This is a genomic window from Mesorhizobium sp. M0119 (assembly GCF_040322615.1).
Lineage (GTDB): Bacteria > Pseudomonadota > Alphaproteobacteria > Rhizobiales > Rhizobiaceae > Mesorhizobium.
Genome location: NZ_JAMYTU010000009.1, coordinates 1 through 14458, shown reverse-complemented (window position 1 = coordinate 14458; position 14458 = coordinate 1). Strand labels below are relative to the sequence as shown.

Annotated in this window: 13 protein-coding genes and 3 pseudogenes; 5 read left to right on the top strand and 11 right to left on the bottom strand. The window is 62.1% G+C overall.

Annotated elements, in window-relative coordinates:
* Positions 1 to 2: 2 nt before the first annotated feature.
* From NKJ40_RS11185 to NKJ40_RS11180, 3 genes and pseudogenes are all read right to left on the bottom strand, one after another.
* Positions 3 to 1064: pseudogene (locus NKJ40_RS11185) on the bottom strand (5'-nucleotidase C-terminal domain-containing protein); the annotation flags it as partial.
* A pseudogene (locus NKJ40_RS31875) lies at positions 1065 to 1151 on the bottom strand (twin-arginine translocation signal domain-containing protein); the annotation flags it as partial.
* Positions 1152 to 1282: 131 nt separating this feature from the next.
* Positions 1283 to 2548, bottom strand: a complete 1266-nt coding sequence (locus tag NKJ40_RS11180; protein WP_023675097.1) for an NAD(P)/FAD-dependent oxidoreductase — start codon at positions 2546 to 2548, stop codon at positions 1283 to 1285.
* Between the two features lie 180 nt (positions 2549 to 2728).
* Here NKJ40_RS11180 and NKJ40_RS11175 point away from each other — a divergent pair, with 180 nt between their 5' ends.
* Positions 2729 to 3385, top strand: coding sequence for a 5-formyltetrahydrofolate cyclo-ligase (locus NKJ40_RS11175; protein WP_023675098.1), 657 nt, complete (start codon positions 2729 to 2731; stop codon positions 3383 to 3385).
* Between the two features lie 13 nt (positions 3386 to 3398).
* Here the strand turns inward: NKJ40_RS11175 and NKJ40_RS11170 are convergent, their stop codons facing one another.
* On the bottom strand, positions 3399 to 3872 hold the full coding sequence (locus NKJ40_RS11170) for an Lrp/AsnC family transcriptional regulator (protein ID WP_023675099.1): 474 nt from the start codon (positions 3870 to 3872) through the stop codon (positions 3399 to 3401).
* Positions 3873 to 4028: 156 nt separating this feature from the next.
* Here NKJ40_RS11170 and ald point away from each other — a divergent pair, with 156 nt between their 5' ends.
* Positions 4029 to 5144 carry an alanine dehydrogenase gene (ald, locus tag NKJ40_RS11165; protein WP_023675100.1) on the top strand — a complete coding sequence of 372 codons (1116 nt, stop codon included), beginning with the start codon at positions 4029 to 4031 and terminating at the stop codon, positions 5142 to 5144.
* A 248-nt stretch (positions 5145 to 5392) separates the two neighbouring features.
* Here ald and NKJ40_RS11160 read toward each other — a convergent pair whose 3' ends face one another.
* The 6 genes from NKJ40_RS11160 to NKJ40_RS11135 all read right to left on the bottom strand — a co-directional run bounded on the left by NKJ40_RS11160 (position 5393) and on the right by NKJ40_RS11135 (position 10128).
* A complete protein-coding gene (locus NKJ40_RS11160) occupies positions 5393 to 5860 on the bottom strand; it encodes a DUF1203 domain-containing protein (RefSeq protein WP_023675101.1) in 468 nt (155 codons plus the stop codon).
* A gap of 77 nt (positions 5861 to 5937) precedes the next feature.
* Positions 5938 to 6744, bottom strand: a complete 807-nt coding sequence (gene dapB, locus NKJ40_RS11155) for a 4-hydroxy-tetrahydrodipicolinate reductase (protein WP_023675102.1) — start codon at positions 6742 to 6744, stop codon at positions 5938 to 5940.
* Positions 6745 to 6894: 150 nt separating this feature from the next.
* Complete coding sequence (locus tag NKJ40_RS11150) at positions 6895 to 7458, bottom strand: GNAT family N-acetyltransferase (protein ID WP_023675103.1); 564 nt, start codon at positions 7456 to 7458, stop codon at positions 6895 to 6897.
* A 5-nt stretch (positions 7459 to 7463) separates the two neighbouring features.
* Positions 7464 to 8315, bottom strand: coding sequence for a 3-mercaptopyruvate sulfurtransferase (gene sseA / locus NKJ40_RS11145; RefSeq protein WP_023675104.1), 852 nt, complete (start codon positions 8313 to 8315; stop codon positions 7464 to 7466).
* 35 nt (positions 8316 to 8350) lie between these two features.
* On the bottom strand, positions 8351 to 9094 hold the full coding sequence (locus NKJ40_RS11140) for an alanyl-tRNA editing protein (protein WP_023675105.1): 744 nt from the start codon (positions 9092 to 9094) through the stop codon (positions 8351 to 8353).
* On the bottom strand, positions 9094 to 10128 hold the full coding sequence (locus tag NKJ40_RS11135; protein WP_023675106.1) for a cysteine synthase A: 1035 nt from the start codon (positions 10126 to 10128) through the stop codon (positions 9094 to 9096). Before NKJ40_RS11135 ends, NKJ40_RS11140 begins: the two co-directional genes overlap by 1 nt.
* 215 nt (positions 10129 to 10343) lie before the next feature.
* On the opposite strand from NKJ40_RS11135, the gene NKJ40_RS11130 reads away from it, so the two are divergent.
* Positions 10344 to 11165, top strand: a complete 822-nt coding sequence (locus tag NKJ40_RS11130; RefSeq protein ID WP_352457508.1) for an SDR family oxidoreductase — start codon at positions 10344 to 10346, stop codon at positions 11163 to 11165.
* Between the two features lie 28 nt (positions 11166 to 11193).
* Positions 11194 to 11346 (top strand): annotated as a pseudogene (locus tag NKJ40_RS11125) (alpha/beta hydrolase); the annotation flags it as partial.
* 104 nt (positions 11347 to 11450) lie between these two features.
* Here NKJ40_RS11125 and NKJ40_RS11120 read toward each other — a convergent pair.
* On the bottom strand, positions 11451 to 12869 hold the full coding sequence (locus NKJ40_RS11120) for a DEAD/DEAH box helicase (RefSeq protein ID WP_352466148.1): 1419 nt from the start codon (positions 12867 to 12869) through the stop codon (positions 11451 to 11453).
* A 387-nt stretch (positions 12870 to 13256) separates the two neighbouring features.
* Between NKJ40_RS11120 and NKJ40_RS11115 the strand changes: the two genes are divergently transcribed.
* The coding region (locus NKJ40_RS11115) for an acyl-CoA carboxylase subunit beta (RefSeq protein WP_352466147.1) at positions 13257 to 14458 on the top strand (1202 nt) is incomplete at its 3' end.

Here is a 14458-nt window from a genome sequence, read left to right as displayed (position 1 = left end):
CGTCAAAGAGTGATGCGGTATTTTGCAAAGCCTGCTTCGCCCTCGCCTGCCGGCTCGATCTTCAGCGACTTCACCTGCGCAATAAACTCCTTCGCCTTGGCGCCGGTCTCGAACACGACGCTGGTTCCCGGTAGTGGCGCAAACGACCAGTTGGCGTCCGCCGACGGGTTGATGGTGCCTTTGCTGACGATATAGCGCACGATCACGTCGCGGTTGGTGTCGGGCGCTTCGTAGATGATCTTCGAGGCATTGATCTCCGGGAAATTGCCCCCGCCGCCGGCCCGGTAGTTGTTGGTGGCGACGATGAATTTCCGCTCGGGATCAATTGGTTTGCCGTCGAACATCAAGTCAATGATGCGGTTAGAGCCGGCATTCACCCGGCCGCTCTTCGAATCATATTTCGGTGGCTGCGACAGATCGATCTTGTAGGTGACGCCGTCGATCACGTCGAAATTATAGGATGGGAAGTCGGAGTCGATGAGCGCCTGGTCGGCTATGCCCGGTTCGATCCGGTTGAAGATGCCGGCCGACATTTCCAGCCATTCCTTCACTTCTGCTCCGGTGATTTCGACGGCGCGCGCCCGATCCGTCCTTGATCTTCCTGTCGAGGATGACGTAAGGTTTGAGATAGAGCTTGTCGTCGCGCGGGTTCGCGGCAAGCTCCGTGCCGCGGATCAGGTTCGCGCAGACAAACGGGAAATTGGCACCGGCCAGCACCTTGTCCATGAACGACAGGCCGTAGTTGAACTCGTGGTTGCCGAGCGTCGAGCATTCGTAGCCGAGCAGGTTCATGACCTTCATGACCGGATGCAGATCGCCATCCTTCATCCCCCTCTCGTAGGCGATGTAGTCGCCGATCGGGTTGCCTTGCAGAAGGTCGCCATTATCGATCAGCATCGCGTTGGTTGCTTCCTTGCGCACGGCTTCAATCAATGATGCCGTTCGCGACAGCCCCATCGTGTCGTTAGCTTTGTCGGCGTAGTAATCGTAAGGCAGCACGTTCACGTGATGTCGGTCGTCTCCATAATCCTCAGATGCGCCTGATTGGCTTGAGCCCGGGCGGAGAACGGGTGCAGCATGATCAGCGCTCCGCTGGCGGCGACGCCGGCGAGGAAATCGCGGCGTGAGACGAGGTGGCGCAATTGGGACATTCGTTTTCTCTTTCTTCCACGACGTGACAAGTCCTGCCCGAAGCAAAGCTTCGCGCCGAAATCCAGCCGAGTCCAGAATCCGATTCCATCAAGAGGAGGTGACGCGCCGATGAATGTCCGGCAGCGAACAATCAGCCCTTATCGTCGTCGCCCTGCGTGATCAGCCGCGCGCTGCGCTGACCGGTGAAGTATATCCATAGCCAACTCAGGGAAACCGCAAGCCGGTTACGAAGGCCGATCAGGAAGTAAATATGCGCAAAGCCCCATAGCCACCAGGCAAGCCGGCCGGTGAGCTTGATCCAGCCGAAATCGATCGCGGCGGCGCGCTTGCCTATCGTCGCCAAATCGCCGTCATGCCTGTAGCTGAAAGGACGCGGTGTCGCGTCACCGGCAAGCCTTGCCTTGATCGCCGTGGCGACGTGCCGTCCCTGCTGCTTGGCGGCGGGCGCGACGCCCGGCACCAGCCGGCCATCCGGCCGCAGGACGTGCGCTGCGTCACCGATGACGAAAATCTCCGGGTTTCCCGGTACAGTGAGGTCGGGCTCGACAAGCACTCTGCCCGCGCGGTCCGCTGCCGCGCCGAGCCATTCGGCGGCTGGCGAAGCGGCTACGCCCGCCGCCCACAGAATTGTCCTGGCCGGCAAATGCCTGTCGCCGAAGACGACACCCTCAGCATCGCAGCGCGTAACCGCGCGGCCGAGTTCGACGGTCACGCCGAGCCGTTCGAGCGCCTTCATTGCATAATCAGAGAGTTCCGGCGCGAAATTGGCAAGAACGCGGTCGCCGGCCTCAATCAGCACCACACGCGTCTGCCGCGTGTCGATGTTGCGGAACTCGCCGCGCAGCGTGTCGTGCGCCAGTTCGGCAATGGTGCCGGCCAATTCCACGCCGGTCGGCCCGCCGCCGACGATCGCCAGCGTCAGCAATGCCTGGCGCTGGGCGGGATCGGTTTCCCGCTCGGCCTGCTCGAAAGCCAAAAGAATACGCCGTCGAATGGTCGTGGCGTCCTCCAGCGTCTTCAGGCCCGGGGCGAATGGCTCCCATTCGTCATGGCCGAAATAGGCGTGCCGCGCGCCGGTGGCCAGCACCAGCGTGTCGTAAGCGACCGTGCCGCCGTCCTGCAGCAGCACCCGCTTGCCGGTGCGGTCGATGCCAGTCACAGTGGCAAGCAGCGTCGTCACGTCCTTGCGCCTGCGCAGGAGATGGCGGATCGGCCAAGCCACTTCGGAGGTGGCCAGGGCCGTCGTCGCCACCTGGTAGAGCAGCGGCTGAAAGAGGTGATGATTGCGCCTATCGATCATGGTGATGCGCACCGGCGCGCCGGCAAGTGCGCGGGTGAATTCGAGGCCGCCGAAACCGGCGCCTACGACGACGACGTGATGGTTGGCTATGTTCATCTCACTCATCCCTCTCGCCAAGGCTGATGTAAGTATCCTTGTGCAGTGCAGCAATGCCTGCGCTGCAACTGCCTGGGACTCGTCTCTTGATGTCGTGAATACGCATGCTGCAGACTCATTCCCGGATATAGCTTACGTCCCGGATACGACTTGGTCGGAACAGTATATTGCAGGTGAAGCATGGCTAGGAATGAAGATGAAGACTCAGCGCAGTACGCCTCGCCGCCTTGTTTTATGCACGAGCTTGATCCGGAGTTCCAAGCGCCGCTATCCGACTGGACCGACGTAAGGCGCTGGCGCAAGGCCGAGCGCGAGCGGTTGATCGTATCCCGCCTTGCCGTTTCGGCCGACACGCGCGCAGCTATGTCGCAGCGCATTGCCGAAGGGCTCGACGCGGTGATCGGCGACATCGCCGGCCGCATGGTCAGCCTCTACTGGCCGTTTCGCGGCGAGCCGGACCTGCGCCCGTGGATGGAAACCGTTAACGCGCGGGGCGGGCGCACGGCGTTGCCCGTCGTCGTCGAGAAAGACCGGCCGCTTGTCTTTCGCGCCTATACCCACGGAGACCGGCTGGAGAAGGGCGTCTGGAATATCCCGATACCGGCCGAGGGTGATCCGGTGTTGCCCGACATCGTCATTTCGCCGATCGTCGGCATCGATCCCGGGCAGTTTCGCCTGGGTTATGGCGGCGGCTTCTTCGATCGCACGCTTGCCGCGATGCCCTTCAAACCGCTGGTCATCGGCGTCGGCTACGAACTGCAGCGCATCGTCACCATCTACCCGCAGCCGCACGACATTCGGATGGACCGTGTGGTGACCGAGGCAGTCAACACCTAGGCGAGTTCGGGGCCTAGGCGAGTTCAGGCTTCATTCCCACGGCCGTGCGATCGACGATTTCGCGCAAGGCAAAAGACGAATTGATCTTCGTCACATGCGGCATTGCCGACAGCCACTCCTTGTGGATGCGTTCGTAGTCGACGAGATCCTTTGCCGCGATGCGCAGGATGTAGTCATATTCGCCCGACATCAAATGGCAGGACAGGACGTTCGGGCAGCGCTTTATCGCTGCCTCGAAATCCGACAACGTCTTCTCGAATTGCCCGGACAGCGATATATGTACGATCGCCGTCATCTGGTGCCCAAGTGCAGCGTTGGACAGCCGTGCGTGATAGCCGCGGATGGTTCCGGATTTCTCCAGATTGTCCAGCCGCCGCGAACAGGCCGACTGCGACAGGCCAACCTTCTCGGCGAGCGCTGCGTTGGGTATCCGCCCGTCTTTCTGCAGCGTCTCGAGAATGGCGATATCAATCCTGTCGAGCGGCATTTTTGCGGGTTCCTGCGATAATTCTAATGTTTTGCGCAACGATTATCGAACAGTGGCCTCTCTGGCAAGCGCATTCGCAAACACTTACCGAACGATTCGTGGTTCACTATCTCTAGACAGGGAACGAGCCCCAAAGGGCCGGATCAGGAGAAAAAGATGCGCGTCGGTTGCCCCCGGGAAATCAAGAACCATGAATACCGCGTCGGCCTGACACCGGGTTCGGTCCGTGAATATGTCGCGCATGGCCATGAAGTGCTGATCGAGACCGGCGCCGGCGCCGGCATCGGCGCCGATGACAACGCGTATCGCGCCGCCGGCGCCACGATTGCCAAAACGGCCGCCGACGTTTTTGCCAAGTCTGACATGATCGTGAAGGTCAAGGAGCCGCAGCCCAACGAATGGGTTCAGCTCCGCGACGGCCAGATCCTCTATACCTATCTGCATCTTGCCCCGGATCCGGAGCAGACCAAGGGCCTGCTGGCCTCCGGCGTGACCGCGATAGCCTACGAGACGGTCACCGACGAGCGCGGCGGTCTGCCGCTGCTAGCACCGATGTCGGAAGTCGCCGGCCGCCTGTCGATCCAGGCGGGCGCAACGGCGCTGCAAAAGGCCAATGGTGGCCGCGGCGTGCTACTTGGCGGCGTGCCCGGCGTGCTCCCCGGCAAGGTCACTGTGCTCGGCGGCGGCGTCGTCGGCCTGCATGCTGCACGGATGGCCGCCGGCCTTGGCGCCGACGTCACCATCATTGACCGCTCGATCCCGCGCCTGCGTCAGCTCGACGACATCTTTGGCGGCCGCGTCCACACCCGCTACTCGACCGTCGAGGCGCTGGAGGAAGAATGTTTTTCGGCTGACATCGTCGTCGGCGCCGTGCTGATCCCGGGGGCAGCAGCGCCCAAGCTGGTGACGCGCGAAATGCTGTCGGGCATGAAGAAAGGCGCCGTGCTGGTCGACGTCGCCATCGACCAGGGCGGCTGCTTCGAGACCTCGCACGCCACCACCCATGCCGAGCCGACCTATGAGGTCGATGGCGTCATCCACTATTGCGTCGCCAACATGCCGGGTGCGGTGCCGGTCACCTCGGCCCACGCGCTCAATAATGCGACGCTGCATTATGGCCTGCAGCTCGCCGACAAGGGCCTCAAGGCGCTGGTAGACGACCACCATCTGCGCAACGGGCTGAACGTCCACAAGGGCAAGATCACGAATCGCGCAGTGGCCGAAGCGCTCGGTTACGACCTGGTCGAGCCGAAGGCCGTTCTCGCCGCCTGAGCTGTCCGAATCTGCCTCTCCAGTGCCCGTCGGATTCGTCCGACGGGTTTTTTCTTATGTCGAAAAACTGAAAAGTGTCGGGCGCGCGGAATAACCGGACAACAAAAAAGCGGAGCCAAAGCCCCGCTTCCTCGGTTGTCGAAAATTCCCGCCGGTTCATCCGCGGTCGGCAAATCGATCGACAGTGTGTTTCTACCGCTTGTATGCGACGGGAGTACGACAGCCCCAAGCCGGTGCAGCCTGTCCGGTTACGCGCGGTCGATCCGGCACTGATAGCAATTGTTGCGCGCCGAGCGGATGTGGACGTAAGCGATGTCGTCGCGTTCGAACAACGTCTCTGCCCGTGCGGCAATTGCGTCGGTCGGAATGACGCCGCCGCTGCCGTAAACGATGCGGTCGTCCTTGCCATAACCGCGCACAATGTAATCGCTGCTTTCGAGCATTTCGGGAAGCATTTTCCCCTCGGCGGCGCGTTCGCATTCTTTCGCATGCAGAAAGATCGGCCCCGTTTCGGCATAAGGCTGCAGCTCCGGAAAAGGCCGATAGGCCAAAACAAGATAGGCTTCTCCCACAGCAATATTTTTCAAGCAATGACGGCAAGGCACGCCGTCGCCATCCGAAAGTTGCCGCTCTGGCTTCAAGCCATAAGCATCCGGCCCGCCGCGCTGAAGTGCCCGGACAGCATTGGTTGGCAAGGCTTTGAATTTTAGCGTCATGGCAAAATCTCCGGTGTCGTCGACCGGAAATTATGCTCGCAAGGCAGAGCTTCCCACCCGATTCCTGCCGAAATGGATCAATCCATCAGCGCCTCGAGACCACGAACCAGACCTTTGATCTGCTGTACCCGTCTGATGGCGAGCAGCGTGCCCGCCACGTAAGGCGCCGCGGACGAGCCGGCGTCGTGGCGTATGGTCAGCCGCTCGTCTGGCAGACCGAACAGCGCCTCGCAGGACAGGATGTAGGACGGCAGGCGAAGCGCGTGCACTTGCACCCCCTCGCCTGCGCCGACCGCACCACCGCGTGTGGCCGGCACGCCGGAGACCTCGGAGACCGGCTTTGCCGTTGAGGCCTTGCGGATGTCGGCCAGCGCTTCAGCAAGCTCTCGTGCGGTTCCGGAGGGCGCGTCGGGCTTCTTTGCACTAGCATAATCGATGACCTCGACGTCCGGCACGTATTTTGCCGCCATAAGTGCAAACCGCTTCATCAGCGTGGCGGTGATGGAAAAGTTGCCAGCGGCAACAACGCCGACGCCATTGGCGCGCGCCGCGGCGTCGATCTCGGCATAGTCGGCAGCTCCCAGTCCCGACGTGCCGATCACCGTGTGCCGCCCGTTGTCGATGGCGAGCAGCACATGGTCTTTCACGACATGCGGCTTGGTGAAGTCGACCAGCACGTCCGACGGCGCCTCCAGCGCCTCGGCCAGCGAGGCCGAAACGGCAATACCATTAGCCGGCATACCAACCAGCAGACCGGAATCCTGCCCCGCGCCGCTGCGTGATACAGCCCCGGCCAGCGCCATGTCGCCTTGCGCCCCGATCGCCGGAACCAGCGCTTTGCCGACCCAGCCGGTCGCGCCGGCCATTACCACGCGTATTGCCATCGTGCGATCCTCCATCACCCATCGGTTTTTAGACGATAGCGATATGGAAAGAGCCAAGCTCATTCAAGTCGGGCTCACCTTTGAGTGTTGATCCAGAGACTCTGGGACGTTGCAAAGACAAGCTGAAGCTCGGATGAACGGGCCTGAAAATCAGGGCCGCATGACGCTGGCCGCGCGCTCGGCAAAAGACATCGGATGTACGACCTCCTTTTTTTGCGCCACTGGCGTAAAGCCGAGTTTTTGATAGAGCGGCAGTGCTGCTGGGTGATCGAGGGTGCAGGTCTGCACGGTTATCCGCCTTGGCCCGTGCGACCATGCCGCGGCGATTGCCGCACCGAGGAACCAGCGGCCGATGCCTTGCCCGGTCGCGTGCTCCATCATTCCGAAATAAGCGAGTTCCACTTCCTCCGGCAAATGCGGCTTGAGGTCGAAGAAGCCCGCCGGCGCACCATCCAGATAAAGCACCCTGATGTCGCGGTCCTCGCGGTGGATGCCCGCCGCAAGCTCCTCGTCGCTCAGCCTCAACACATTGACCCAGTGCCATTTGCGGCCGACCCGATCCATCAAATAGCGGTAGAAATGCAGGGGAATGTCTTTGGTCTTGAGCAGCGCGATCTGGCGGTTGTACGGCAGCGGCGGCGAATAGGCAGGCGGCACATGCATTTCGAGAAACGTCACGGTGACATCGATGTCTTCCAGCGATCCGTCTTCCATCACCGTCAGTCCTTGCCCGTCACGACAGGCGTGTCGGAAAGCCCGCCCCATTCGGTCCATGAACCGTCATAAAGCCTGTTGTCGGCATGGCCAAGCGTCTCCAAAGCTAGCGTGACGGCTGCCGCGGTGACGCCCGACCCGCAGGAGGTGACGACCGGCTTCGACAGGTCGATGCCGGCTCCTTCGATCACTTTGCGCAGCCTGTCCTTCGGCAACAATTCGCCGTTTTCCGAAAGCGCCGAAAACGGCACGTTGTGCGCGCCCGGCATATGGCCGGAGCGGATGCCGGGGCGCGGCTCCGGCTCGGTGCCGGCAAAACGGCCAGGCGAGCGCGCGTCGGCGATCTGGCTCTCCCCCGTCTCGACGATCCGGCGCATGTCGGCAAGGCTGGCGACGCGGGCGGCATCGAAGTTGGCATAAAACACGCAAGGCGCGATCTTCGTCGGCTCCGCCGTCACCGGCCGTCCGGCGGCTTTCCAACGATCGAAGCCGCCGTCGAGTATATAGACCTGGAACACGCCCATGACGCGAAACAACCACCAGGCGCGCGGTGCAGAAAAGAACCCTGGCCCGTCATAGACAACAATCGTGTCATCGGCCGAAATACCCATCGCGCCGACATATTGCGCGAAATGCTGCGGCGACGGCAGCGTGTGCGGCAGAGCCGCGTCGGGGTCCGAAACCGCATCCTGGTCGAGGAAGCGGGCGCCTGGAATATGCGCTACGTCGTACTCGGCGCGCGCGTCACGCTTTTGCGCCGGCAGGTACCAGGACGCGTCGACAATCGTCAGGCCGGGTTCGCCGAGCCGCTTCTGTAACCAATCGGCATCGATGGTGAAAGGACTGTCGTCGGCCATCTTTTCTCTCCTGTCCCGCCCGTCGCAGTCCTATATCAGGCTGGCGGCATAGGACCAAAGCGAATGCGGAAGCGCCGGTTCTCGCGGCCCTTCTTCTCGATCTTGCCGATATGGATCTCGCCGATTTCGCTGGTGCTCTTTACATGGGTGCCGCCGCAAGGCTGGCTGTCGATCGAAGCGTTCTCGCCGATGCAGACCAATCGGATCCTTCCCGTGCCGGCCGGGGGCCGCACATTCTTGGATTTCACCAAGCCCGGATTGGATGCCAGTTCCTCGTCGGAAATGAGCCGGGTGAAGATCGGGTGGTCGGCTCGCACCAGCTCCATCAGTCTGGCCGTCACGTCTTCCTTGGTAAAGCCGGCGTCCGGGATGTCGAAATCGATACGGCTGTCGTCCTCGGAAACCGCGGCGCCGGTGATCGGGAACGGACAGACGACGGTAAGCAGGTGGCAGGCAGAATGCATGCGCATCAGCAACTGCCGCCGCGGCCAGTCGATGGCGAGCCTCATGCGCTCGCCCACCTTTGGAACTGCCTGCTCCGGCGCCGGCACATGGATGATCTCGTCCTTGGTTTCGCCGGTGATCGTAGCGGCAATCGCTATGCCGGTGCCGTCGGCGCGTTCGAGGCTGCCGGTGTCGCCCGGCTGCCCGCCCGATGTGGCGTAAAACACCGTCCGGTCCAGAATGATGCCGCCGCGATCATTGACTGCGACGACGGTGGCGTCGGCCGTCCCCAGATAGGCGTCGTCACGAAACAGCGCTTCGGTCTTGTGCGCCATCACGCAACCCTTTCGAACGGTACCGAAATCGTGCTCTGTTGCTCCATCCATCCCGGCACCGGCAGCTTCTTTTCGCGCAGGAATTCAGGATTGAACAGCTTCGACTGGTAGCGCGTGCCGTAGTCGCAAAGCATGGTCACGATGGTGTGGCCGGGGCCTAGCTCGCGCGCCAGGCGAATGGCGCCGGCAATGTTGATGCCCGTCGAACCGCCAACGCAAAGCCCCTCCTCCTGGATCAGGTCGAATACGATCGGCAGCGCGTCCTCGTCGGGGATCTGGAAGGCAAAATCGGGTGTAAAGCCTTGGAGGTTGGCGGTGATCCGCCCCTGCCCGATGCCTTCGGTGATCGAACTGCCCTCGGATTTCAGCTCGCCGCTGGTGTAGAAGGAATAGAGCGCTGCCCCCAGCGGATCGGCCAGCGCGATCTTGACCTGGTTGTTTTTGGCCTTCAGCCCGAAACCGACGCCTGCCAGAGTGCCGCCGGAACCGACCGCCGACACGAAACCATCCACCTTGCCGTCGGTCTGGTTCCAGATTTCTTCGGCCGTGGTGCGGATATGGCCGTCACGGTTGGCGACATTGTCGAACTGGTTGGCCCAGATCGCGCCGTTCGGCTCACTCTTCGCCATCTGCTCGGCCAGCCGGCCCGACAGCTTCACGTAGTTGTTCGGGTTCTTGTAAGGCACGGCGGGCACTTCGATCAGCTCGGCGCCGAGCAGTTTGATTGTATCCTTCTTCTCCTGGCTCTGGGTGTCGGGAATGACGATCACCGTGCGGTAGCCGAGCGCCTTGGCAACCAGTGTCAATCCGATGCCGGTATTTCCGGCCGTCCCCTCGACGATGACGCCGCCGGGCCGCAGCAGCCCGCGCTGCTCCGCATCGCGGATGATAAACAGGCCGGCGCGGTCCTTTACCGACTGCCCGGGATTCATGAATTCGGCCTTGCCCAGGATCTCGCAGCCGGTTGCTTCCGAGGCCTTGTTGAGGCGGATCAGGGGCGTGTTGCCGATCACGTCGATCACAGAACGGGGCATGGAGATTCCTTTGTGGGTGCGGCGAAACCCTAGAAACCCGAAGCTTCGGTTTCAAGGCAAGAATTTGCCTGGTCCAGTCGCATTTCGCACACTGCAATTCCTACAGCCAGGAGCGCCCGACCGGTATTCATTTCAACCATGTACCGAAAAGCACTCTTTTCATTCGATTTCTTCACCAGTAGAGCACAGGCTAAGAAGAGCCGGCGGGGCGCAACATGACACTCTATCGGGCCAATCCGAAGCATGGCGTCGCCTGGATTACGGGCGGCAGCAGCGGTATCGGCCGTTCGCTGGCCAAGGATCTTGCCGCTCGGGGCTATGTCGTCGCGGTGACTGCGCCAGATGACCATCCGATCGATACGCTCATCGTCGAAACGGCGCAGATGGCGGGCCGTGTCGCAGCCTATCCTTGCGACGTGACCGACGAAAAACGCATGGCGAAGACGGTTGCCGCGATCGAGAAAGATCTCGGTCCGATCGTGTTGGCAGTGTTCAACGCTGGAAGCTATATCGCAACGCCGGGCGAGGATCTTGTGGCGCGCAATTTCCGTCGGTCTTTCGAAGTCAATTATTTCGGCATCATCAATGGCCTGCTGCCGGTCATCGAACGCATGCGCGTGCGCTCGCGCGGCCATGTCGTGCTGATCGGTTCGGTTACCGCCTATTTCGGCTGGCCCACCACCGCCGCCTATGGGGGCACCAAGGCGGCAGTCAATATCCTGGCCGAGTCGCTGAAATACGATTTCGACAAGATGAACGTCCGCATCCAGGTGATTAATCCGGGCTTTGTCGACACGCGGCTGACCGAAAAGAACTTCCTGCCGATGCCGGGCTTGATGCCGGTCAATCTGGCCTCGCGCCGCATCGCGCAAGGCATCGAATACGGCGGCTTCGAAGTCACTTTCCCACGCCGCCTGAGTTGGACGCTGAAACTGCTCAGGATGCTGCCGAGGCCGTTCTGCCGATGGGTGATCAGCACGGTCACCCGCTGGAATGCGCGGCCGCTGAATTTCGACCGCAAGCCGCCAGTCGAGTAGGATCAGTGATGGGCGAGCGATCGTGTTTGCGGGTCGCTGGGGCGCTGGACATGAATTGGTGCCGGTCGACGATACCGGCGACCCGGACAACCACGTCATTGCCGGCGACGCGCTGTCGCCATCGACCACGGCTTTCCTCGCGCAGCGGACCGTCGTGTGGATCGAGGCGGTGGTAAAGTGAACCAAAGGCCCCCAAGCAAGAGGGCGACCGAAGCATCGCTCCGGTCGCCCTCTTCAATCGTGTGTGACCAAGCCAGGCTTGGCCGACCGCAACACACGGTCAGATTATGCGGCCCGCGCTGCTGGCCGTTTGCCGCCGAAGCGGCGCTTGTTATTGCCCTTGAATGGCTTGGCGCCTTCCGGCTTGCGCTCGCCCGCAAAGGCCGGCTTGTCGCCGAACCGCTTCTTGCCGAAGCCGTTGTTTGCGCCGCCGGGCCGCCTGCCGTCGCGACGGCCATTGCGGTCGTTGCGATCATTGGCCGGTTCGAAGCTGCGCTCGTTCTTCTCGGCGGGATTGCGCTGCGGATCGGGGCTGCCGAGATGGTCGGCAACGATCGGCAGCTTGGTGCGGATGATGCGCTCGACCTGACGCAGCTTGCTGTTTTCAGACGGGTCGCAGAGTGTGATGGCGATGCCGTCCATGCCGTTGCGGCCGGTGCGGCCGATGCGGTGGACATAGCTCTCCGCCTCGTCCGGCAGGTCGAAATTCACCACATGGCTGATGCCGGGCACGTCGATGCCGCGTGCCGCAATGTCGGTCGCCACGAGAATGCGCACCGAACCCTCACGGAAATCGTTGAGTGCCTTCTGACGGGCATTCTGCGACTTGTTGCCGTGGATGACAGCGGCCTTGAAGCCGTCGCGCTCGAGATCCTTGGTCACCCTGTCGGCGCCATGCTTGGTGCGCGAGAAGATGATGACGGACTTCATCGCCTCACCGGCAAGCATGTTGGCCAGCACCTGGCGCTTCTGCTTGGTGCGGGCAAAGACGACACCCTGCACGATTTCGGCTGCCGCGGTGCTGTGAGGAGCGACTTCGACGCGGATCGGGTTCTTCAGCAGGCCTTTCGCCAGTTCGGCGATCTCGGCCGGCATAGTCGCCGAGAACAGCACCGTCTGACGGTCCGGCGCCGTCGCCCTGGCGATACGCTTGACGTCGTTGATGAAGCCCATGTCGAGCATGCGGTCGCCTTCATCGAGCACCAGCCATTTGGTGTCGGCAAGCACGAGGTCGCCTTCACGCACAAGGTCGGTCAGCCGACCGGGCGTTGCGATCAGGATGTCGACGCCGGGCGCAACCTTCTTCACCTGGCTGAAGCGCGAGACGCCGCCCAGCACGAGCGCGGTCGATACATGCGCGCCCTTGGCGAGCAGCTTGATCATCTCCTCGATCTGCACCGCGAGTTCACGTGTCGGCGCCAGGATCAGCGCGCGGGCCGTCTTCGGCCGGCGCTTGGTGCCAAGTGCGATGATCTTCGACAGGATCGGCAGCGCGAACGCCGCCGTCTTGCCCGAGCCGGTCTGGGCGATGCCGAAAATGTCGCGGCCTTCGAGCTGCGGCGGGATCGCCTGGGCCTGGATCGGCTTCGGATCGGTAAAACCGGCGGCATTGGTGGCCTTGAGCAGTGCGCCGGTAATTCCAAGTGCGGCGAAACCGTTCAGTTCCCCAGTGTCCTTACCGATCAAAGTGTTTTCATTGGTCAAAATATTCTTCTTTCATGCGGCTTCTGGCCGCAAACATCGATGGCGGCAGGGCGCAACCTGCCGTCGAAAATTGTCATGAAACGACAAGGCGGGCGGACGTCATCGTCCGCACGGCTGCGCTGTCGTGCCCGCAGGCTTCATGCCACGGGGCTTTTTCGCCACCTTGCCGATATGTCGGGAAGAGGGAAAACAGACGCAACCAGTCTCATTCATCGAGAAGGCCGGACTATCCCGGCCCAAGCGCCTATGCCGCCGCATATGGCCCAGTTCGCATCGAAATGCAAGGGGCCTGATGTTGCAGCGCAGCAAAAGCCATGAGGAAGCGGCGCTTGCGCTCTCTCGCGGGCATGATTACCACAATGCAGCTTTCCGTTTCGGGGACCGGTCATGAAGGACGTGCTGAAGGAACTCGAGCGCCGCCGCGAGATCGCCCGCATGGGCGGCGGCCAGGCCCGCATCGACGCCCAGCACAAGAAGGGCAAGCTGACCGCCCGCGAACGCATAGACGTCTTTCTAGACGAGGGCTCGTTCGAGGAGTTCGACATGTATGTCGAGCACCGCTCGACCGATTTCGGCATGGAGAAAACCAAGATCGCCGGCGACGGCGTCGTTACCGGCTGGGGCACCGTCAACGGTCGCCCGGTCTATCTTTTCGCCAAGGATTTCACCGTGTTCGGCGGCTCGCTGTCCGAGGCCCATGCCGAAAAGGTGGTCAAGGTCCAGGAGATGGCGCTGCGCAATCGCGCGCCGATCATCGGCCTTTACGACGCCGGCGGCGCCCGCATCCAGGAAGGCGTGGCGGCGCTCGGCGGCTATGCCGAGATCTTCCAGCGCAATGTACTGGCCTCTGGCGTCATCCCGCAGATTTCACTGATCATGGGCCCCTGCGCCGGCGGCGATGTCTATTCGCCGGCGATGACTGACTTCATCTTTATGGTTCGCGAAACCTCCTACATGTTCGTCACCGGGCCGGATGTGGTGAAGACCGTAACCAACGAGACGGTCACCGCCGAAAGCCTCGGCGGCGCTTCTATCCACACGACGAAGTCCTCGATCGCCGACGGAGCCTACGACAATGACGTCGAGGCGCTGCTGCAGATGCGCCGGCTGGTCGATCTGCTGCCCGCTTCCAACACGGCGGAAATTCCCGAGATCGAATGCTACCAGTCGGTCACCGATCACGATCTGTCGCTCGACAGGCTGATCCCCGACAATGCCAACAAACCCTACGACATCAAAGAGTTGATCCTTAAAGTTGCCGACGAGGGTGACTTCTTCGAGATCCAGCAGAATTTTGCGAAAAACATCGTCACCGGCTTCGGCCGTATCGAGGGCCGCACCGTCGGCTTCGTCGCCAACCAGCCGATGGTGCTGGCCGGCGTGCTCGATTCGGATGCCAGCCGCAAGGCGGCTCGTTTCGTGCGATTCTGCGACTGCTTCTCGATCCCGATCGTCACCTTCGTCGACGTGGCGGGCTTCAGGGCCTGCCACGCGGCGGGAAATTGTTGGGTGAGGCAGCCCCGCGGCCCGCCGAGGTTGGCGCATTGCCCAGCGCCGCGGCCCAAGATCAACCACAAGATCAGAGAGGG